This is a genomic window from Kitasatospora sp. NPDC094015 (genome assembly GCF_040304075.1).
In the GTDB taxonomy this organism is placed as follows: domain Bacteria; phylum Actinomycetota; class Actinomycetes; order Streptomycetales; family Streptomycetaceae; genus Kitasatospora.
In genome coordinates this window covers 89,917-107,932 of record NZ_JBEOUL010000013.1, presented here as the reverse complement: position 1 = coordinate 107,932, position 18,016 = coordinate 89,917, and the positions used below count along the sequence as shown (strand labels likewise).

The window sequence follows — 18,016 nt, the reverse complement described above, 5'->3', positions numbered from 1 at the left end:
CGCCCGGCGGGCGTTCGCGCGGCCTCAGGCCCAGAGCTGGCCCTGCAGGGCCTCGACCGCGGCCTCGGTCGACTCCGCGGTGTAGATGCCGGTGGACAGGTACTTCCAGCCGCCGTCGGCGACCACGAAGACCACGTCCGCCCGCTCGCCGGCCTGCGCGGCCTTGCGGCCGACGCCGATCGCGGCGTGCAGGATCGCGCCGGTGGAGACGCCGGCGAAGATGCCCTCCTGCTGGAGCAGTTCCCGGGTGCGCCGCACCGCGTCGGCCGAGCCGACCGAGTAGCGGGTGGTGAGCACCTCGGCGTCGTAGAGCTCCGGGACGAACCCCTCGTCCAGGTTGCGCAGCCCGTAGACCAGGTCGTCGTAGCGCGGCTCGGCGGCGACGATCCGCACGCCGGGGACCTTCTCCCGCAGGAACCGGCCGACGCCCATCAGGGTGCCGGTGGTGCCGAGGCCCGCGACGAAGTGGGTGATCTCCGGGAGGTCGGCGAGGATCTCCGGGGCGGTGCCCTGGTAGTGCGCGCCGGCGTTGTCCGGGTTGCCGTACTGGTAGAGCATCACCCAGTCCGGGTGCTCGGCCGCGATCTCCTTGGCCATCCGCACCGCCGTGTTGGAGCCGCCGGCGGCGGGCGAGGGGATGATCTCCGCGCCCCACATCCGGAGCAGCTCGCGGCGCTCCTCGCTGGTGTTCTCCGGCATCACGCAGACCATCCGGTAGCCCTTGAGCTTGGCGGCCATGGCCAGCGAGATGCCGGTGTTGCCGCTGGTCGGCTCCAGGATGGTGCAGCCGGGGGTGAGCCGGCCGGCCGCCTCGGCCCGCTCGATCATGTGCAGGGCCGGGCGGTCCTTGATCGAGCCGGTCGGGTTGCGGTCCTCCAGCTTCGCCCAGAGCGTGACCAGCCCGTCGGCGTTCCCGGGGACGGCCGCGGAGATCCGGGGCAGCCGCACCAGCGGGGTGTTGCCGACCGCGGCGATCGGGCTGTCGTAGCGCATCGGGCGGCGGCTCAGCGGGCCCCGCCGGCCACGGCCGGCAGGATGGTGACGCTGTCGCCGTCGGCGAGCGCGGTGGCGATGCCGTCCAGGAACCGGACGTCCTCGTCGTTCAGGTAGACGTTGACGAAGCGGCGCAGCTCGCCGCCGTCGAGCAGGCGCTCCGCGATGCCCGGGTGGCGGGCGTCGAGGTCGGTGAAGAGCTCCCCGAGGTTGCTGCCGGCGCCTTCGACGGCCTTGGCGCCGTCGGTGTAGGTACGGAGGATGGTCGGGATGCGGACCTCGATGGCCATGGCTGCGCTCCTGTGGAGGGGGGTCGGGTGGGCCGCACGGGTCGCGGCAGGGGTGTGGCCCCGGTCGCGGCCGGGGCGGTCGGTGCCGAAGTCAGCGGGCGTCGGCGGTGCCGGGACAGATCGCGCTGGCGAGCCGGCACAGGTCGACGTGCAGGCGCGCCACGAGGCGGATGCCCGGGGCCTGGTTGCTCACATCGACGGAACGCATGGGCTCATCGTATAGATTCCCGGCCCCCGTCCGGCAGCCGTGTCTCAGCAGCCGGGCGGTTGTGTATCCGATGCTGAGATCGGGGCGACCGGAGGAGCGCCGTCCGCGCGCCCCGCGGGGACGGCGGGCCTCCGGTCGGGCCGGGCGTGCTCAGGCGGCGTACTCCTCGACCACGGTGACGTCTTCCTCCGTGATCACGCCGTCCAGGATGCGGAACGAGCGGAACTGGTACGGGTCGCCCTCGCCGTTGCCCTCCGCGGTCGACACCAGCACGTAGTGGGCGCCCGGCTCGGAGGCGTAGGAGACGTCGGTGCGGGACGGGTAGGCCTCGGTGGCGGTGTGCGAGTGGTAGATCACCACCGGCTCCTCGTCGCGGTCGTCCAGGTCGCGGTAGAGCTTGAGCAGGTCGCCGGAGTCGAACTCGTAGAAGGTGGGCGAGCGGGCCGCGTTGAGCATCGGGACGAACCGCTGCGGCCGGTCGCTGCCGGCCGGTCCGGCGACCACGCCGCAGGCCTCGTCCGGGTGGTCCGCACGGGCGTGGGCCACGATCGCGTCGCGCAGTTCTCGGGTGATGGTCAGCATGCGTGCAGGATAGCCAGGCGTCGAGGCCCGCCCGGCCGTCGCGGGGTGCGTTCGACGGCCGGGCGGGCGGGCCGGTCCGGCGGGCGGACCGGGGTCGGGTGCCGGTCAGTCGCCGGACCGGGCGTACTCGGGGGCCTGCGGGGTGCCGTCGAGCGCCTGCGGCCTGGTCCGGCGGAGCACCTGGTGGCCGATCACCAGCGCCAGCGCCCAGCCGGGGAAGACGTACAGCGAGATCCGGGAGTCCGGGTCGATCGCGATCAGCACCACGACCAGGACCAGGAAGGCCAGCGCGGCCCAGCTCGGCCAGCTGCCGCCGGGGGCCCGGAAGGTGGGCGCGGGGAGCCGGCCGGCCTGCCAGGCCCGGCGGTAGCGGATCTGGCAGATCAGGATGACCGCCCAGGTCCACAGGCCGCAGACGGTGGCGACCGAGGTGATGTACTCGAACGCCTTGGCCGGGACGAGGTAGTTGAGCACCACGCCGAGGCCCATCAGCAGCGCCGAGACGGTGATCGCGGCGGCCGGGGTACGGCGGCCGTTGAGCCGGGTGAGGGTGCCGGGGGCCTGCCCCCGCAGGGCGAGGTCGCGCAGCATCCGGCCGGTCGAGTACATCCCGGAGTTGCAGGAGGAGAGCGCCGCGGTGAGCACCACGAAGTTCACGATGCCGGCCGCCGCCGGGATGCCGATCTTGCCGAAGGCGGCGACGAACGGGCTGACGCCGGGGCTGAACTCCTGCCAGGGGACGAGGGCCAGAATGACCGTCAGGGCGCCGACGTAGAACAGCATGATCCGCCAGGGCAGGGTGTTGATCGCCCGGGGCAGGTTCTTCTCGGGGTTCTCGCTCTCCCCCGCGGTGACGCCGACCAGCTCGACCCCGAGGTAGGCGAACATGACGATCTGCAGGGTCATCACGGTCGAGCCGAGGCCCTTGGGGAAGAAGCCGCCGTCCGCCCACAGGTTGCTCACCGACGCGGTGTCGGCGGCGTCGCTGAAGCCGAGGGTGAGCACGCCGACGCCGATCAGGATCATGCCGATGATGGCGGTGACCTTGACCATGGAGAACCAGAACTCGATCTCGCCGAACAGCTTCACCGAGATCAGGTTGGCCGCGTAGAGGATCACCAGGAAGACCAGCGCGCTGGCCCACTGCGGGATGCCGGGCGCCCAGAAGCGCACGTAGACCGCCGCGGCGGTGGTCTCCGCCATGCCGGTGACCACCCAGAACAGCCAGTACGTCCAGCCGGTCACGTAGCCCGCGAACGGGCCGAGGAACTCCCGGGCGTACTCGGCGAAGCTGCCGGAGACCGGGCGGTAGGTGAGCAGCTCGCCGAGCGCCCGCATGATCACGAAGATCACCAGGCCGGCCACGGCGTAGCTGACGATCAGGCTCGGCCCGGCCTTGGAGATGGCCGTGCCGGCGCCGAGGAACAGGCCGGTGCCGATCGCCCCGCCGATCGCGATCATCTGGATCTGACGGCTGCCCAGGCCGCGCTCGTAGCCCTCCTCGGCCTCGGCCGGCCCGGCCCCGGTCACCTCGTCATAGGCCTGATCGGCCATGGCCACACTCCTTCTGCTCGCTGGGCGAGTGGAAGTCGTACCACGATATGACCGGATACCGGTGGGTATCTGAGCGGTATTTGAGCATGACAGGTACGGACATGAACCGGTTTGCCGGAAATCGGGCGATTGCCGGCCCAGCATGTGGACACGGTCGCCGCCTCCCGGACACGGCGGTGCCCCGGGCACTCGAGCTCCGGGGCACAGGGCGTGGGGCGCGCGGCGCGCGCGGGCGGCGCGCGCCGGCCTCAGCCGGCCATCGCCTCCAGCAGGGTCTCCTGCAGGTGGCCGAGCCAGACGTAGGCCATCACCAGCGGCTTGCGCTCGTCGGTGTCCGCCAGCGCGTACAGGCCCTCCTCGTCCTCCTCGGAGACCTCCAGCCGGCTGCCCAGGGTGAGCCGCAGGTCGTTCAGCGCCCCGAGCCAGCGCGGACACTGGTCGGCGTCGACCCGGAGCAGGCCGCCGTCCTCCCCGAGGCCGTCCAGCGAGCGGATCACGGCCAGCGCGTCCTCGCGCTTGCGGGTCCGCAGGTCGACCTCGGTGTAGCGGCGGAACTCGCCCGACATCGCCGTGGTCTGCGCGTCGGCCTGCTCACCCGGCTCCCCGTAGGCGTCCGGGAACAGCCGGGCCAGCGCCGGGTCCGCGGGCGCCTCGGTCGGCCCCTCGGCGAACAGCGCCGCGAGCGGGTCCTCGCCCGCCCCGCCCGGACCGGGGCCGATCAGCTCCAGCATCTGCACCTCCAGCGTGCGCAGGATGGAGGCCTCGACCTCGTCCAGCGCGATCGCCGCACTGCCGCCGCCGGCGCTCTCGAACAACCCAGCCATGAGTTCTGATCAGCCTGTCTGCTTGTGGTGGAGGGGGGGAGGGTCAGTCGTGCTGGAGCGTCGCCCACAGTCCGTAACCGTGCATCGCCTGCACGTCGCGCTCCATCTCCTCGCGGGTGCCGCTGGAGACCACCGCCCGGCCCTTGGTGTGCACGTCCATCATCAGCTCCCGGGCCTTGTCCTTCGGGTAGCCGAAGTAGGCCTGGAACACGTATTGGACGTAACTCATCAGGTTGACCGGGTCGTTGTGGACGATGGTGACCCACGGGGTGTCCGGCTCCGCCACCGGCAGGCCCTCGACCTCAGGGCGCTCGATCTCCACCGGGGCGACACTCACGGCTGCTTCTCCCTCACCCGACACGACTTCCTCTGCCCCTCATGCTTCCATCCGGGCGACGCACGGGCGAATCCGGGTCAACACGCACGAGGGAAATCGTCAAACTGACGCTAAGTGGTAGTAGCATCATCTTCATGGACGCCATCACCGCGAGCCGGTCCACCGCGCTGCTCACCGACCGGTACGAACTCACCATGCTCCAGGCCGCCCTGCGCAGTGGCGCAGCCCGCCGCCGCTCCGTCTTCGAGGTGTTCACCCGGCGGCTGCCCAACGGGCGCCGCTACGGCGTGATGGCCGGCACCGGCCGGGTGCTGGACGCGGTGGAGGCCTTCCGCTTCACCACCCCGCAGCTGGACTGGCTGGCCGACCAGCGGGTGGTGGACGAGCCCACCCTGCGCTTCCTGGCGGACTACCGCTTCACCGGCGACATCCACGGCTACCCGGAGGGCGAGGTCTACTTCCCCGGCTCCCCGCTGATGCGGGTCGAGGGCAGCTTCGCCGAGGCGGTGATCCTGGAGACCCTGATCCTGTCGATCCTCAACCACGACTCCGCGATCGCCGCCGCGGCCTCCCGGATGACCTCCGCCGCCGGCGACCGCCCGTGCATCGAGATGGGTGCCCGCCGGGCCCACGAGCAGGCCGCCGTCGCCGCCGCCCGGGCCGCGTACATCGCCGGCTTCGGCGCCACCTCCGACCTGGAGGCCGGCTTCGCGTACGGCATCCCGACCACCGGTACGGCGGCACACGCCTTCACCCTGCTGCACGACAGCGAGCGGGACGCCTTCACCGCCCAGATCGACTCGATGGGCCGGGGCACCACCCTGCTGGTGGACACCTACGACCTGGCCGAGGCCGTGCGCACCGCGGTCGAGGTGGCCGGACCGGGCCTGGGCGCGGTCCGGATCGACTCCGGCGACCTCACCCTGCTGGCCCACCGGGTCCGCCGCCAGCTGGACGAGCTGGGCGCCACCGACACCCGCATCATCGTCACCTCCGACCTGGACGAGTACGCCATCGCGGCGCTGGCCGCCGCCCCCGTCGACGGGTACGGGGTGGGCACCAGCCTGGTCACCGGCAGCGGGCACCCGACCTGCGCGATGGTCTACAAGCTCGTCGCCCGGGAGGGCGGGCCGGACGGCGAGCTGGTGCCCGTGGCCAAGCGCTCGGCCGGCGGCAAGAGCAGCGTCGGCGGACGCAAGTGGGCCGCCCGGCGCCCCGACGCGGACGGCGTCGCCGAGGCCGAGGTGGTCGGGCTCGGCCCGGTGCCCGCGGAGCTCGCCGGGCACCTGCTCCAGGTGCCGCTGGTGACCGGCGGCGAGGTGGTCGGGCGGGAGCCGCTGGAGGCCGCCCGGGAGCGCCACCGCCGGGCACTGGCCGCACTGCCGCTCTCGGCGACCCAGCTGTCCAAGGGTGAGCCGGTGATCGTGACCGAGCAGCCCGCCACCGCGGCGGCCGGTCTGCCGGTCGGAGTCTGACCGCGCCGGCCGCGGACCTTCCGCCTACGCGCGTCACTCCCTAGAGTTCATTACCCCGGCGCTCGCAGACCGGAGCGTTCCCGACCCCCGGCCCCCGGGCCCGACCCGCGACCACAACGAGAGAAGCCAAGCCATGCACCGCGCCCTGATCGTCGTCGATGTGCAGAACGACTTCTGCGAAGGCGGCAGTCTGGCCGTGTCCGGCGGTGCCGAGGTCGCCGCCGCGATCACCGACCTGATCGCCGAGTCCGCCCCCGGTTACACCCACATCGTCGCCACCCGCGACCACCACATCGACCCGGGCACGCACTTCTCGGCCGAGCCGGACTTCGTCAACTCCTGGCCGGTGCACTGCGTGGCGGGCACCGAGGGGGTCGGATTCCACCCCAACTTCGCGCCCTCGGTGACCTCGGGCGCGATCGAGGCGGTCTTCGACAAGGGCGCGTACTCGGCCGCGTACAGCGGCTTCGAGGGCAGCAACGAGAACGGGGAGAGCCTGGCCGACTGGCTGCGGTCACGGACGGTGTCGGAGGTCGACGTGGTCGGCATCGCGACCGACCACTGCGTGAGGGCGACGGCGCTGGACGCCGCGCGCGAGGGGTTCGCCACCCGCGTCCTGCTCGACCTGACGGCTGCGGTGGCCGCCCCGACGACGGCGGCGGCCCTGGAGGAACTCCGGCTGGCCGGAGTCGAGTTGGTCGGTGAGCCGGTGGTGCTGGGTTGATCCTGCATCGAGCCGGTGGTGCTTGCTCGATCCTGTGTCGAGCCGGTGGTCCGGGCCGGTCCCGGCGGCTCAGCGTTCGGTGACCAGCAGCTCGACCACGTCCTCGCCGCCGGCCCGGAAGGCCTCGCGCAGCTCGCTGCCGACCGCCTCCGGTTCGGCGGCGAGCCGCTCGCCGCAGACGTACACCACCCGCACCCCGAGGTACTCCATCCGGTGCTGGCCGCCGCGCACCCAGGCGGCCTCGCCCTCGCTGACGCAGCGCAGGTCCGAGTCCACCTCGACGGCCACCGCGACCTCGGGCCAGTAGAGGTCCGGCACCGCCACGTAGGTGCCGCCGCGCATCCGCAGCTCCGGACCGGTCAGCGGGGCCGGCAGCAGCCACTCGTCGACCAGCTCGCCGATCCGCTCCAGCACCGACTCCCGCGCGGTGGCGAGCAGTTCGTCCAGCGCGGCGCGCACCCGCGGCTCGTCGAGCAGCCCGGCCTCGGCCAGCTCGGCGGACAACTCCCGCAGCGCGCCGGCGGATTCGATCCGGGCGACGGCCTCGCGGAGCACCGAGCGCAGCAGGCCCGGACCGATCATCCCGTTGTCGAAGGCGCCCGCGTCGGTCCACTCGCGCACCGCGTCGGCCACCGCGCGGGCGACCGGGGCACAGGCCAGGCCGTGCACCGAGCGCGCGACCAACTCCCGCTCGGTGCGCCGGATCCGGACCTCCCCGGCGTCCCGCAGCCGGCGCTGTCGGGGCACCAGCACCTCGACCCCGGTGACGGCCGGCAGCCGCGGCACCGAGACGAAGCCGTACAGCGCGAGGGCCGCCGCGCCGGTGATCACCGCGCCCTCCCGGCCGCCCTCGTCCCGCCCGTTCTGCGCGGCGTACAGCAGCGCGGCCCACATCCGCTGTTCGGGGGTCGGCCCGCTCTCCTGCAGCAGGTACACCCGGGGCAGCATCCGCTGCCAGGGCCCGCCGCGCCGGCAGTGTTCGCTGACCACCCGGGTGGGCACGCCGCGGGCGCGCAACTGGCTGGCCGTGATCACGTTCTGCTGCCGCCTGGCCAGCTCTTCGAGGGACAGGGACTGGGAAGGGATCTGGTAGCTCATGCCGACACCTTCCCCAACCGCCCCGCCCCGGCACCCCCGACCTGACGACCTGTTACCCAACCGTCGCGAAAACGGGACTGGTCTGCACTAAAGTCCCCATACCCTCACTCATTCGGCGGATAGGACGTTCATTCAGTTGCCGGATTAGATCGGACTTGGCAGGTACCATCCGATTTTCAACGTAATGGCCGCTGCCGCAACCGGAACCGCCACAGGACGCCGACCAGGTGATCATGACGGAGGGTGACGGGCGACGCACGGTGAAGCACCAACCCGGAGTCAACCCCTCCCCGGCGATTGCCTAACATCAGCTCATGCCACGTGACGAAACCACCGGTCGGCGCACTGCCCAGCTGCGCCTCGGCCGACTGCCCGGCTACGTCCGCCGACCCGACCTCGCCCGCCGCAACAGCGAGGACGGCCGCGCATACAAGAAGGGCTGGGAGGTCCGCTTCACCGCGCGGACGGAGGAGGAGATAACCGAGATCCGGGACCTGGTGATCGCGGCGGGTTTCGCGCCGGCCCGCCCCTTCTTCAAGGGACATCAGCTGATCCAGCCGGTCTACGGCATGGCGGCGGTCCAGGCCTACCTCGCCGCGCGGGAGGCGGTCGAGGCAGCCGAGGAGTCCGCCCGCAGCCGCCGGACCGGGCCGACGCTGGGGATCCCCGGCCAGACCAGGCGGGAGGCCGCCCCGGCAGCGGCCGCCGCTGCGGCGGTGGCCGCCTCCGCCGCAGCGGCCTCGGCCCGGCAGGCGCACCTGGCCGAGCAGCAGGCCTGCGCGCGGGCCGTCGGCAGCACGGGCGGCGAAGTGAGCCCGGCGGGTCGCCCGTCCTGAGGAGTGACCCGCCAGGGAGGAGCGGCGGCGCAGCGGGCCAGGGGGAGGCCCGCACGCGGCGATGGCGCGACCAGGCGCACGGCCACAGGTCCGGCCCCGCGCGCGCAGCCCTGAGGGCCCGTCAGGCCCCCGATCGGCCCGACACCCGCCGCGCCACGGTCCGACCCCGCCCCTCGACACCCGTTCACCCGCTCCTCGGCACCTGCCGCGCGACCCGGTCCCGGGCCTGCGCGCCCCCACCCCGCGAGCGCGCCCCACGGGTGCGCCCACCCGCCGCCGTCAGTCCGGGCGCGGCGAGAACCACTCGTTCGGGGCCGATCCGGCCGCCCCTCCCATCGCCCCGCGCGCCGGCGCCGCCGGCCTGCGCCACCCTCCACCGCCCGGCGCCGTGAACGCCGGAACACCCCCGCACGGCCCGCGCCGAGACGGCGAAGCGCCCGTCACCGGCGCCGATGTACCATCGCTGACCAGCCGTGACCCGCCCACCGCCGGCGCCATGGCACAGATCTGACCGCATGTCAGCGAATCGGCCGGATCGGGCCCCAGTCCCGGTCATCTCAACGGACTTGTCACCCGATGCAGCGGGGCGAGGGCCTAGAGTGAGCGGAATGTGCGCCGCCCCGCCGCCCCGAGCAGATCGAGAGGCAGATGTGACTGACCGTCATGTCCAGGCCGAAGAACCGGCGGCTGCGACCAGGACCGCGGACTTCCCCGGCATGCCGGTGGAGTTCGGTGCCTTCTGCGAGCTGCACCGACCCCGCTACCTGAGCTACGCCCGGGTCTGGTTCGCCGACCCGGACCAGGCCGCCGCGGTGGTGCGGCACGCCCTCGGCTGCCTGGCCTCGGTCTGGTCCGAGGTGCTGGTCGGCCCCAACCCCACCGCGGCCGCCTGGGAGATCCTGCGCACCACCATCGCCGAGCAGCGGGCCGGCTCGACCCCGACCGGTCTGCGGCCCGGACCGGCCGACGAGGACCTGGCGATCCTGCACTACGTGGTCGGGCTCGCCACCCCGGAGATCGCCGATGTGATCGGCACCGACACCGCCAGCATCACCGGCCGCCTCCGGCACGCCCGCCGCAGCAGCCCCGGCGAGGAACTCTGACGGTCGCCGACCGCGGCCGGTGACCGGGATCACCCGCGTGCCCCGTCCTGACGGCCCGTCGACGGGCGAATGATGATCCCAGTCGACGGAAACGGAGCCCCGCATGTCACCAGCCCCCACCGCGGCCGCACCCGGCGAGCCGGGGGACCCCCTCCCCTCCGCGCGGCCGGCCGCCTCCCCCCTCGTGCACACCGTCACCCTGGTCGAGCAGCAGGCCAAGGCCTGCGCCGAACTCGGCTCGCCGCTCTACGCCGCGCTGCTGGACCAGGTCGCCCTCGACCTGGCCGCCGGCGGCCCGTGCGCGGCGGCGCTGGCCGGGCACGAGGCCGACCCGGCGGGCGCCGCGGTCGCCCTGCGCCTGCTGGGCGGGGTGCACGCCCTGGTGCTCACCGGGCGCGTGCCCGAGCTGGCCCTCCACTACCCGAGCGCCGGCGGCCGCTTCGACCCCGCCCGTCCGGCGGCCGCCTGGCCCGCCTTCCGTGCCGCCGTCGCCGACAACCTGCCGTGGGTCCGGGACTGGCTGACCAGGCCGCCGCAGACCAACGAGGTCGGCCGGGCCAATCTGCTCGTCGCCGGCCTGCTGCACGTCCTGGCGGGCCGGGCCCGGCCGGTCCGGCTCTTCGAGCTCGGCTCCAGCGCCGGGCTCAACCTGCTCGCCGACCACTTCCGCTGCGAGGCCCCCGGCTTCGCGTACGGGCCGGCCGGCTCGCCGGTGGTGCTCACCGACGCCTGGCAGGGCACCCCGCCCACCGCGGCGCCGCCACTGGAGTTCGCCGAACGGCGCGGCTGCGACCCCGCCCCGATCGACCCGCGCTCCGCCGAGGGCGCGCTCGCCCTGCGCGCGTACCTCTGGCCCGACCAGCCCGCCCGCGCCGCCCGTCTGGAGGGCGCGTTGCGGCTGGCGGCGCGGATCCCCGCCCCGGTCGAGGCCGAGGGCGCGGCGGACTTCCTGCGCGGGGTGCGGGTCGCGGACGGCGCGCTGACCGTGGTCTGGCACTCGGTGATGCGGCAGTACGTCCCGGCCGCCGAATGGGCGGCGGTGGAAGCGGAGTTGGAGCGGCTGGCCGAGCAGTCCACGGCCGCGGCCCCGTTCGCGCACCTCGCCTTCGAGCCGCGCCGCGACGGCGGGATGGTCCGCTTCGTGCTCACCGTCCGGGCCGGCCGGGAGCCGGAGCGGGTACTGGCCGAGGCGGCCCCGCACGGCCTGCCGGCCCGACTCCTGCCCGCCGCCGGGGAACCGGGGCGCTAACCGGCCGGGCAGGGCCGGTCTTCAGGCCGGTGCGCCGGTGACGTCGTGGAGGTGGTGGACGGGGTCGTGGAGCAGGTAGCGGGCGAAGGACGCCACCGTGAACCGCGCCCCGTCGCTGCGCCGGCCGGTGCGCTCCCACCGCGTACCGTCGACCTGCTCGAAGTGGGCGGCCAACACCTCAGCTGCCGAAGCAAGTTCGGCCGCAACCCGGGCCGGGTCCTGCTGGTCGTAGCGCTCGGCGACGGCGGTCTCGTCCTGGTCCCAGTTGGGGAACTCCGGATCGTCGCGGTCGAGCATCAGGGCGAGCCGCAGGTCGAACAGCCGGAACACGTCCCGGACGTGGCAGGCGTACTCGAGCGGCGACCAGACCTGCGGCTCCGGGCGCTCCCGCAGGCGTACCGGGTCGGCCGCGAGCAGGTCGACCCAGGCCGCCGCGTTGGCCCGCACCAAGCCCGCGACGGCCTGCGGGGCCACCGCCGGGGTGTCCAGGCCGCAGTCGGCGCAGGCGCGTTCCAGGACCCAGGTCCAGTCCTTGGTATCAGGAGTGATCATGGCTCCAGAGTGGCCCCCGCGCCGGGCCCGCCACCAGTGTCGCGGCCGCCATCCGCCCACAAGATGCCGCCACCGGCACCCGCCCGCGGACGGCCGAAATCCACTTGCCCGGCGCCGCAGAATGGACCGTGTGACCAGCATCCTCCCGCCCGCCCCCGTACCGCCGCCCGCCGCCTGGGAGGTCGCCCCCGTCCCGGCCGACCACCCGGACGCCACCGTCCTGCTGCGCGAGTACACCGACGAGCTGGTCAGCCGCTACTACCGGCGCCCCGCCACCACGACGGAGATCGACACCTTCGCGAACGACATCGCCGACCTGTTCGAGCCGCGCGGCACCCTGCTGGTGGCCCGGTCCGGCGCCACCCTGCTCGGCTGCACCGGCATCCACTGGCTGGACGGCGAACGGGCCGAACTCACCCGGGTCTACGTCCGCACCACGGCCCGCCGGGGCGGCGCCGGCGCCCGGCTGATCGGCGCCGCCGAACAGGCCGCCCAGGCCCGCGGCGCGCAGCGGATGCTGCTCAACACCCGCAAGGACCTCACCGAGGCGATCGCGCTCTACATCCGCCTCGGCTACCGCCCGACCGAGCCCTTCGGCGACGACCCGTACGCCGAGCTCTGGCTCGCCCGGCCGCTCGGCCGGGACTGACGGGCACCCTCCGCCCGCCGCGCGAAATCCGCTGGCCCGGCCGGCCGGCGGGGCGTAGAACGGGCGCGTGATCAATCATGCCGCCCTGCTCGACAAGCCGACCATCGACGGCCGCCTGGTCCGCCTCGCCCCGCTCGCGCCGCGCCACGCCGAGGCCCTCTGGCGGTCCACCCTGGACCCGGAGGTCCGCCGGCTCACCGGCACCCGCCGGGAGTTCACCCTGGAGTCCATCCGCACCTGGTGCGCCGAGCGAGCCGGGTGCCCCGACCGGCTCGACCTCGCCGTCGAGGACCCGGCCGACGGCACCTTCCTCGGCGACCTCGCCCTCAACGACCTCGACCCCGACTCCGAGTCGGCCGGCTTCCGGATCGCCCTGACCGCCGGCCACCCCGGCCGTGGCCTGGGCACCGAGGCCACCGTCCTGCTGCTGCGGTACGCCTTCGAGGAGGTCCGGCTGCACCGGGTCGAGCTGGAGGTCTTCGCGCACAACCCGCGCGCCGTGCGCGCCTACGAGAAAGCCGGCTTCGTCCACGAGGGACGAAGCCGGCAGGCCCTGCTCTGGGACGGCGAGCGCCACGACGTCCTGCGGATGGCCGCCCTGCGCACCGAGTGGCGCCCCGCCCCGGCGTGAGCGCACGGGCTCAGCCGCCGGGGCGCACCACGCAGATCGCGTCGGTCAGGCTCCCGGAGACCACCGCCGGCAGCAGCGCCCGGCAGACCGCCGCCTCCTGCGCGTTCTTCGGCCCGTCCGCCGACGCGGGGGCGGCTGCGCCGAGCACCCCGGCCGTGGTGGCCGAGGCGAGGAGGGCGAGAACGGCGAGCTTCTTGAACATGGCGGCCCTTCGGGTAGGCGACGACTGTCCAGCCATCTCTTACCCGAAGGGCCGATCGCAAGCGACGATCCTCCGCCGACCGTGGGCGTGTCAGCGCTGGTACGGATTGCCACCCGGCGGGGCGGCGGGGGGCTGCTGCGGCGGGTACTGCTGGGAGTACTGCTGCTGCGGGTACTGCTGGGGCTGATGCTGCTGCGGGTACGCCTGGGGCTGCTGCGGCTGCGCCGGCGGGTACCCGGACCCACCGGTCCCACCGGAACCCCCGCCCCCACCGCGCGACCGCCGCACCAGGAACACCACCAGCCCGACCACCACCAGCAGCCCGACGACCCCGCCCACCACGGCAACCACCGGGAAGCTCTTCCCGCCGTCCTCCTGCTGCGCGGCCCCCGCCGACTGCCCACCACCGGCGGCCGACCCGCTCGGCGCGGGCTGCGGGCTCGCCGGAGCGCCCGAGGAGTCCTTCTGCGACTCCGCCCGCCCCAGCAGCGGATTCTCCTTCGCCCCACCGTCCACGGCCGGGTTCGGCGCCAGCGCGGCCGCGGGCGAGGCGATCCCGTACCCGTAACTGCTGTTCGGCACAGCCGACTTGTCCGGCGGGGCCACCGCCGACTTGATCATCCGATTGATGACCTGCCCCGCCGACAACTCGGGATACTTCGCCCGCACCAACGCGGCGATCGCCGACACGTAGGCGGTGGCGTCCGAGGTGCCGTTCGAGGTGATGTAGGCCGAGTTCGACTTGATCCCGGCACTGGCGATACCCACACCCGGCGCCGCGAGGGTCATCTCGGGCCCCTTGTTGGACTTGTCCCAGACGAGTCCGCCCTTGTCCACGGCCGCGACCGCGACCACGCCCGGGTAGGCCGCCGGGTAGGCGACGGGGTTCCCGTGGTTGCCGAGGTTGCCCGCGCCCGCGATCAGGACGACATCCTTCGAGACGGCATACTCGACCGCGGCCCGGGTCTCGCTGTCGGCGGCGGACCCGCCCGAGATCGACAGGTTGACCACCTTCGCGCCGTGGTCGGCGGCGTAGCGGATCGCCTCGGCCAGCTTGGTCTCCCCGCTCTGGGCCTCCCCGGACTCGTTCAGCGCGACCCGGATCGGGAGGATCTTCACCTTGGGGGCCAGCCCCATGATCCCCGACTGCCCGTCATGGCCGTGTCCGGCGATGATGCTGGCCATCGAGGTGCCGTGGCCCAGGGTGTCCGTGCGCCCGTCCCCCTGCGACCCGGACAGGTCGGTGCCGGGCAGCACCTGGCCACCGAGGTCCTGGTGGTCCTGGTTGACGCCGGAGTCGACGAGGCCGACGATCACCCCGTCACCCTGGCTGGTCGGCCAGACCCTTGCCTCCGCACCGTAGTTCTGCAACGGCCACTGGGCATCGCGAATGGTGTCCGCGTACGCGGGTGCCGCCACGGGTCCCCACGCCAGGGCTCCTGCGGCCAGAACAGCCACAATGCCCACCGGTCGCCTGACCACCAAGTCCTGTCACCTCTTTCTCCGTACGAGCCGCCCGGAAGAGCGGAACACCGACCGATCCGGCGGATCAGTCCACCACGTCGGGGTTGACCCGATCGCCGGACGCCCAGGTCTCCTCGTCCTCGACCAGGTAGTCGGGGCGGTCCTTGGCCTGCTTCTTGTCCTTCTTCTTGCCGTGGCCGCTGCCGGGCAGACCGCTGCCGTCACCGTCCGGACCGGCCGGGCCCTGGCCCCTGCCACGGCCGAGGCCGGAGCCGCCCTCGGTGAAGGCCTGCCGCCCTGCCCCGCCCTTGCCCGACTCGCCGACCAGCCCGCCGCTCTTGCGGACCAGCCCGGACGAGGAGCGGCGGTCCGCGCCGCCCGCGCCACCGCCGGCACCGGACCCGCCGGCCTTGGTGTGCTCGCCCTCGATCCCGCCGGCCCCGAACGCACTGCCGTTCCCGCGACCGGAACCGCCGGCGCTTCCGCCGGACCGCCCGGAGCCACCGACGGACCGGCCCGAGCCGGAGCCCTCGCCCGACCCGCCGGCCACACCGCGCTGGCCGCCCGCCGGGGAACCGCCCCGGCCGCTCCCGACGCCACCACCGATGCCGCCACCGGTCGCTCCGCCCCGGCCGTCGACGCCACCGGCGTGCCCGCCCGAGTTGGCACCGAGGCCGCCGCCACCGGTGCCCTGCGACAGCGGGCCGCCCTTGGGCGTGGCTGTCCCGACGTGGACACCGTCGATCCCCGTGCCGGGACCGGTGGACCCGGGAGACGCGGGCCGGGTCGGAGAGTTGGCGATGCCGCCCTTGATCCCGGGATCGGTCGGACCGGGGGTGGTCGGCTTAGGCGACGCGGTCGTCCCACCGATCTTGGGACCGGAGGAGGACCGCGGGGCCGAGGCGACGCCGCCCTTGCTCTGGCCGGCGCCCGAGAGGCCCATGCCGCCGCCCATGATCAAGGCCCCGAGCGCCGCGGCTCCCCCGGAGTCCGGCGGCTGCAGGTCCTCGATGTCGTCATTGATGCTCGTCTTGGTCGGCGGCTTCAAGTACGCCGTCGTCGCACGGTACTTGGCGGCGAGGGTCTCCATGACCGCGACCGCCTGGTTCTTCTTCTCGTCGGCGATGGACGTGCGGGTGTCCTCGTCGTTGATGCCGACGGTGGACTCGGCGGTGTCGGCGATCGCGTCGCCCGCCTTGTCCCACCAGCTGGGCTCCTCCGGCATGTCCCGCTTGGCGGTGTCGATCGCCTCCGACATCATCTGCATCGCCGCGGAGGCGTCCTGCGCGTACGCGGCCGCGTTGTTCACCGCGTTCGAGAGCTTGGTCATCTTCGAGTAGAAGGCGTTGCTGCTCGACCCCTCCCACGAGGAGGTCGCGTCCGCGGAGGCGACGTTCAGCGCGCCGTGGATCTGCTTCAGCGTCTCGGTGGCCTTGCGCCAGGGGTCGCTGGCGGCCATCACGCCGCCGGAGTCCATGGACTGGACCATGCTCCGCATGTCGCCATGGCTGTAGCCATGGAAGTTGGTGAAGTCACTCATGATCGGACGCCTCCCGTTTCCGTCCCCAACCCGTTCCCCCGCCGGGACCGCGCCCCGGCCCGGCCGCCGGTCACCACGACGGCTTCGGCTCGGCGCTGCCCGAGGGGGACGCGGTGCTCACCGGAGCGGTCGGGGACGTTCCCACCGGCCGCGGCTGCGAGGCGTTGGTGGTGGTGCCGTAGATGACCTGGCTCTGCGTGGACGGGTTGGCGACCGACCAGCCGTCGGAGCCGACCCGCAGGGTGCGCGAGGTCTCGTGCTCCTGCTCCTCGTAGTTGACGGCGGTCAGCTCGGCCTTGCGCTGGGACTCGTCGATCGCGTCGTAGAGCGCGTTGAGGACGTCGCGCAGCCCGTCCCGCATCTGCTCGTACCGCTCGTGCAGCGCCTGGGCCTCCGGGAAGCTGCCGAAGGCGGAGCCGCCGACGCCGCTCTGCCCGTGCACCCGTGTGCCGTCCGCCGTTGTCTGGAACTCGCCCAGCAGACCCCGCACCTGTGCGGCGAACGCCCGCAGGCTGTCCACCTCCACGCGGTAGCCGGCGCCGGAACCGCCCGTCGATCCGGTCCCCGTGCTCACGTCCTCGTACCTCCCCCGTACCGGAGTGGCGGGGCGGGTACCGCTGGGCGGCGCGCCGCCCGCCGTCCACCCGCCGCAGCCAAGCTTCAACCCATATGTCTAACACATACGACGCCGGGTCAGAACGTCGCCTCGTACCCCAACCACCGGCCGCCGTCGTGGCCTACCGGTGGACGGCGTCCACCTGGGGGTTGGTTCCCGCCGACCGGGTGTCGTACGCCCGCTGGGCGGCAACCAGCTCGCGGCGGCACAGGGAGTCCGCGTGGCGGGTGGTCTCCGGCAGCCGGTAGGCGGGGGTGAGGGCGAGGGTGGTGTCGACCGCCTCGGCGAGGCCGATCCGGTGGCCGACCGAGACGAAGACCGGCTTGACGCCCCGCCGGGTGCGCACGGCCCGGCCGACCTCCTCCGCGCCGTCCAGCAGCGGGGCGACGGAGCCGCGTTCGGCGCCGGGCGCCTGGTGCTCGAAGCTGAACGGGGTCTTGGCCACGCCCATGGTGCACAAGCCGGTGAGCACACCGAGATGGCTGGCCAGGCCGAGGCGGCGCGGGTGGGCGAGGCCGTAGCCGTCGCAGACCACCAGGTCGGGGGTGTGCCGCAGCCCGGCCAGCGCGTCCAGGACGGCGGGGAGTTCACGGAAGGCGAGGAGCCCCGGGAGGTAGGGGAAGGCGATCCGGCCGGTGGCGGTGGTCTGCTCGACGACCTCCAGGGTGGCCAGGTCGAGCAGGACGGCGGCGGCCACCACCAGGTCGCGGTCGTCGTCGTAGGCGACGTCCACGCCGGCCACCAGCGCGCCGGCGGCCGGCTGCGGGGCGGGCCCGGTCGGGATCACCAGGGCGCGGAGCCGGTCCTGTTCGGCGCGCGCGCCGGCCTCGGTGCTCGGCCAGTCGGCGGGTACGGGCACGGTTCCCCCAGGTGATCGGTCCGGGGATCACCGTACCGACCGCCGTACCGACCGCCCCTGCCGACCGCCGCACCGCCCGCACCCGAGCGCACCGGCCGGCGGGGCCGGCGGCCCGCACGATCCCGTGCGCCCCCTCGTGCTTCTGCATATGCCCGGATCCGCGGATTACCCTGGTGAGGCTGGACTTACCGGCCTGCCGCCCTGGGTAGGTCAGGAGTACGAACTCCCGC

The 18,016-nt window shown here is 73.7% G+C and carries 21 protein-coding genes; 7 read left to right on the top strand and 14 right to left on the bottom strand.

The annotated features are described in order from the left end of the window. Positions 1–24: 24 nt before the first annotated feature. From ABT014_RS17895 to clpS, 7 genes are all read right to left on the bottom strand, one after another. Complete coding sequence (locus ABT014_RS17895; protein WP_350639786.1) at positions 25–993, bottom strand: PLP-dependent cysteine synthase family protein; 969 nt, start codon at positions 991–993, stop codon at positions 25–27. A gap of 11 nt (positions 994–1,004) precedes the next feature. Further along, complete coding sequence (locus tag ABT014_RS17890) at positions 1,005–1,283, bottom strand: MoaD/ThiS family protein (protein ID WP_350639784.1); 279 nt, start codon at positions 1,281–1,283, stop codon at positions 1,005–1,007. 91 nt (positions 1,284–1,374) lie between these two features. After that, positions 1,375–1,491, bottom strand: coding sequence for a putative leader peptide (locus ABT014_RS17885; RefSeq protein ID WP_350639781.1), 117 nt, complete (start codon positions 1,489–1,491; stop codon positions 1,375–1,377). Positions 1,492–1,641: 150 nt separating this feature from the next. Beyond that, positions 1,642–2,073, bottom strand: a complete 432-nt coding sequence (locus tag ABT014_RS17880; protein WP_350639779.1) for a M67 family metallopeptidase — start codon at positions 2,071–2,073, stop codon at positions 1,642–1,644. A gap of 105 nt (positions 2,074–2,178) precedes the next feature. Continuing rightward, positions 2,179–3,627: an amino acid permease gene (locus tag ABT014_RS17875; protein WP_350639777.1), complete on the bottom strand. Its 1,449-nt coding sequence runs from the start codon at positions 3,625–3,627 to the stop codon at positions 2,179–2,181. A gap of 248 nt (positions 3,628–3,875) precedes the next feature. Continuing rightward, positions 3,876–4,451 carry a DUF2017 domain-containing protein gene (locus tag ABT014_RS17870; protein ID WP_350639775.1) on the bottom strand — a complete coding sequence of 192 codons (576 nt, stop codon included), beginning with the start codon at positions 4,449–4,451 and terminating at the stop codon, positions 3,876–3,878. A 43-nt stretch (positions 4,452–4,494) separates the two neighbouring features. After that, positions 4,495–4,788: an ATP-dependent Clp protease adapter ClpS gene (gene clpS, locus ABT014_RS17865; RefSeq protein WP_350639773.1), complete on the bottom strand. Its 294-nt coding sequence runs from the start codon at positions 4,786–4,788 to the stop codon at positions 4,495–4,497. Positions 4,789–4,922: 134 nt separating this feature from the next. Here clpS and ABT014_RS17860 point away from each other — a divergent pair, with 134 nt between their 5' ends. Next, on the top strand, positions 4,923–6,263 hold the full coding sequence (locus ABT014_RS17860) for a nicotinate phosphoribosyltransferase (protein WP_350639771.1): 1,341 nt from the start codon (positions 4,923–4,925) through the stop codon (positions 6,261–6,263). A gap of 133 nt (positions 6,264–6,396) precedes the next feature. Beyond that, positions 6,397–6,987 carry an isochorismatase family protein gene (locus tag ABT014_RS17855; protein WP_350639769.1) on the top strand — a complete coding sequence of 197 codons (591 nt, stop codon included), beginning with the start codon at positions 6,397–6,399 and terminating at the stop codon, positions 6,985–6,987. Between the two features lie 69 nt (positions 6,988–7,056). On the opposite strand, the gene ABT014_RS17850 is transcribed toward ABT014_RS17855, so the two are convergent. Next, positions 7,057–8,085, bottom strand: coding sequence for a hypothetical protein (locus tag ABT014_RS17850; RefSeq protein WP_350639767.1), 1,029 nt, complete (start codon positions 8,083–8,085; stop codon positions 7,057–7,059). A 314-nt stretch (positions 8,086–8,399) separates the two neighbouring features. Between ABT014_RS17850 and ABT014_RS17845 the strand changes: the two genes are divergently transcribed. The 3 genes from ABT014_RS17845 to ABT014_RS17835 all read left to right on the top strand — a co-directional run bounded on the left by ABT014_RS17845 (position 8,400) and on the right by ABT014_RS17835 (position 11,273). Further along, positions 8,400–8,921, top strand: coding sequence for a hypothetical protein (locus ABT014_RS17845; protein ID WP_350639765.1), 522 nt, complete (start codon positions 8,400–8,402; stop codon positions 8,919–8,921). Positions 8,922–9,571: 650 nt separating this feature from the next. Continuing rightward, positions 9,572–10,024, top strand: coding sequence for a hypothetical protein (locus ABT014_RS17840; protein WP_350639763.1), 453 nt, complete (start codon positions 9,572–9,574; stop codon positions 10,022–10,024). A gap of 103 nt (positions 10,025–10,127) precedes the next feature. Beyond that, positions 10,128–11,273 carry a DUF2332 domain-containing protein gene (locus ABT014_RS17835; RefSeq protein ID WP_350639761.1) on the top strand — a complete coding sequence of 382 codons (1,146 nt, stop codon included), beginning with the start codon at positions 10,128–10,130 and terminating at the stop codon, positions 11,271–11,273. A gap of 21 nt (positions 11,274–11,294) precedes the next feature. Here the strand turns inward: ABT014_RS17835 and ABT014_RS17830 are convergent, their stop codons facing one another. Further along, on the bottom strand, positions 11,295–11,825 hold the full coding sequence (locus ABT014_RS17830; protein WP_350639759.1) for a DinB family protein: 531 nt from the start codon (positions 11,823–11,825) through the stop codon (positions 11,295–11,297). 130 nt (positions 11,826–11,955) lie between these two features. Here ABT014_RS17830 and ABT014_RS17825 point away from each other — a divergent pair, with 130 nt between their 5' ends. Then, positions 11,956–12,474 (top strand): GNAT family N-acetyltransferase, encoded by a 519-nt coding sequence (locus tag ABT014_RS17825; RefSeq protein WP_350639757.1) that lies wholly within the window; start codon positions 11,956–11,958, stop codon positions 12,472–12,474. Between the two features lie 67 nt (positions 12,475–12,541). After that, the gene (locus ABT014_RS17820; RefSeq protein ID WP_350639755.1) at positions 12,542–13,105 is read left to right on the top strand and encodes a GNAT family N-acetyltransferase; all 564 of its coding nucleotides are present in this window, start codon (positions 12,542–12,544) and stop codon (positions 13,103–13,105) included. 10 nt (positions 13,106–13,115) lie between these two features. Here ABT014_RS17820 and ABT014_RS17815 read toward each other — a convergent pair whose 3' ends face one another. The 5 genes from ABT014_RS17815 to ABT014_RS17795 all read right to left on the bottom strand — a co-directional run bounded on the left by ABT014_RS17815 (position 13,116) and on the right by ABT014_RS17795 (position 17,786). Further along, complete coding sequence (locus ABT014_RS17815) at positions 13,116–13,307, bottom strand: hypothetical protein (RefSeq protein WP_350639753.1); 192 nt, start codon at positions 13,305–13,307, stop codon at positions 13,116–13,118. A gap of 90 nt (positions 13,308–13,397) precedes the next feature. Continuing rightward, positions 13,398–14,726: a type VII secretion-associated serine protease mycosin gene (gene mycP, locus ABT014_RS17810; RefSeq protein WP_350639751.1), complete on the bottom strand. Its 1,329-nt coding sequence runs from the start codon at positions 14,724–14,726 to the stop codon at positions 13,398–13,400. A 130-nt stretch (positions 14,727–14,856) separates the two neighbouring features. After that, entirely contained in the window at positions 14,857–16,311 is a 1,455-nt protein-coding gene (locus tag ABT014_RS17805; RefSeq protein WP_350639749.1) for a WXG100 family type VII secretion target, read from the bottom strand. A 70-nt stretch (positions 16,312–16,381) separates the two neighbouring features. After that, a complete protein-coding gene (locus ABT014_RS17800; RefSeq protein WP_350639747.1) occupies positions 16,382–16,885 on the bottom strand; it encodes a DUF2563 family protein in 504 nt (167 codons plus the stop codon). Between the two features lie 163 nt (positions 16,886–17,048). After that, on the bottom strand, positions 17,049–17,786 hold the full coding sequence (locus tag ABT014_RS17795) for an endonuclease V (protein ID WP_350639745.1): 738 nt from the start codon (positions 17,784–17,786) through the stop codon (positions 17,049–17,051). Between the last annotated feature and the right edge of the window lie 230 nt (positions 17,787–18,016).

Excerpts from the sequence above, each read along its gene's own strand:
- ABT014_RS17805 (WP_350639749.1), bottom strand. The coding sequence starts at position 16,311 with ATGAGTGACTTCACCAACTTCCATGGCTACAGCCATGGCGACATGCGG.
- ABT014_RS17890 (WP_350639784.1), bottom strand. The coding sequence starts at position 1,283 with ATGGCCATCGAGGTCCGCATCCCGACCATCCTCCGTACCTACACCGAC.
- ABT014_RS17835 (WP_350639761.1), top strand. The coding sequence starts at position 10,128 with ATGTCACCAGCCCCCACCGCGGCCGCACCCGGCGAGCCGGGGGACCCC.
- ABT014_RS17815 (WP_350639753.1), bottom strand. The coding sequence starts at position 13,307 with ATGTTCAAGAAGCTCGCCGTTCTCGCCCTCCTCGCCTCGGCCACCACG.
- ABT014_RS17875 (WP_350639777.1), bottom strand. The coding sequence starts at position 3,627 with ATGGCCGATCAGGCCTATGACGAGGTGACCGGGGCCGGGCCGGCCGAG.
- ABT014_RS17845 (WP_350639765.1), top strand. The coding sequence starts at position 8,400 with ATGCCACGTGACGAAACCACCGGTCGGCGCACTGCCCAGCTGCGCCTC.
- ABT014_RS17855 (WP_350639769.1), top strand. The coding sequence starts at position 6,397 with ATGCACCGCGCCCTGATCGTCGTCGATGTGCAGAACGACTTCTGCGAA.
- ABT014_RS17885 (WP_350639781.1), bottom strand. The coding sequence starts at position 1,491 with ATGCGTTCCGTCGATGTGAGCAACCAGGCCCCGGGCATCCGCCTCGTG.
- ABT014_RS17850 (WP_350639767.1), bottom strand. The coding sequence starts at position 8,085 with ATGAGCTACCAGATCCCTTCCCAGTCCCTGTCCCTCGAAGAGCTGGCC.
- ABT014_RS17895 (WP_350639786.1), bottom strand. The coding sequence starts at position 993 with ATGCGCTACGACAGCCCGATCGCCGCGGTCGGCAACACCCCGCTGGTG.
- ABT014_RS17830 (WP_350639759.1), bottom strand. The coding sequence starts at position 11,825 with ATGATCACTCCTGATACCAAGGACTGGACCTGGGTCCTGGAACGCGCC.
- ABT014_RS17870 (WP_350639775.1), bottom strand. The coding sequence starts at position 4,451 with ATGGCTGGGTTGTTCGAGAGCGCCGGCGGCGGCAGTGCGGCGATCGCG.
- ABT014_RS17860 (WP_350639771.1), top strand. The coding sequence starts at position 4,923 with ATGGACGCCATCACCGCGAGCCGGTCCACCGCGCTGCTCACCGACCGG.
- ABT014_RS17880 (WP_350639779.1), bottom strand. The coding sequence starts at position 2,073 with ATGCTGACCATCACCCGAGAACTGCGCGACGCGATCGTGGCCCACGCC.